This window comes from Mesorhizobium sp. LNHC229A00 (genome assembly GCF_000502415.1).
Lineage (GTDB): Bacteria > Pseudomonadota > Alphaproteobacteria > Rhizobiales > Rhizobiaceae > Mesorhizobium.
The window spans coordinates 1-616 of the sequence record NZ_AYWQ01000146.1 but is presented as its reverse complement, the minus strand read 5'-3'; the positions used below and the strand labels follow the sequence as shown (position 1 = coordinate 616).

Genomic DNA, 616 nt, shown 5'->3' with positions numbered 1-616 from the left:
TGCAGAACGCAAAAACCGCCGGAGCAAACGGATCGAGCGCCATCGTCTCCTGGACCAGAACCGCGAGGCTGTTGATGCCGGCCCGGAAGTCGATCGGCTCGCGGTGCAGGTAGACTTTCAGGTCAGCGCCCAGTCTGAACATGACCCAGTGCTCCGATGGTCGCCGTCAACGCATCCACATCACCGCATTCCAGCGTCAACTTCACGCCGTTCGGCAGCGACGCGCTCACCTTGGCTGGAGAGGAAAAAGGCGCAGTCCTTTTCGATGCCGACCCACGCGCCCCATCGCAAGTCCCCGGCAAAGCCACCGCAGCCATGCTGCTCTGTCGCAGCAAGGCCCGATCGGAAGTGCTTTCAATCTGGACCGGGATGAACGCCGGTGGTGAGGACGGCGGGAGGGACTGGGTCTCCGCGCGCTTCTTTATCCACTTCCGAAGAAGGTTCGCATTGACCCCATGTTCGAGCGCGAGCCTCGATACCGACACGCCAGGCTCAAGGCAGGCCGAGACAAGACGCTCCTTCGATGCGGGGTCGTATCGGCGTCGCCCGTCCCGACCGACAAGCCTCACCCGCAGTTTCTGCTCATCTTCTTCCATCACTTGGTGTCCACCTATTT

Annotated in this window: 1 protein-coding gene; it reads right to left on the bottom strand. The window is 61.7% G+C overall.

Going from position 1 to position 616, the window contains the following annotated elements; all coding sequences use genetic code 11:
• Positions 1-122: 122 nt before the first annotated feature.
• Complete coding sequence (locus tag X742_RS140260; RefSeq protein WP_031241599.1) at positions 123-596, bottom strand: transposase; 474 nt, start codon at positions 594-596, stop codon at positions 123-125.
• Positions 597-616: the final 20 nt, after the last annotated feature.

What these genes read in the sequence shown, in the direction of transcription:
- X742_RS140260 (WP_031241599.1), bottom strand. Translation starts at nt 596, where the DNA reads ATGGAAGAAGATGAGCAGAAACTGCGGGTGAGGCTTGTCGGTCGGGAC.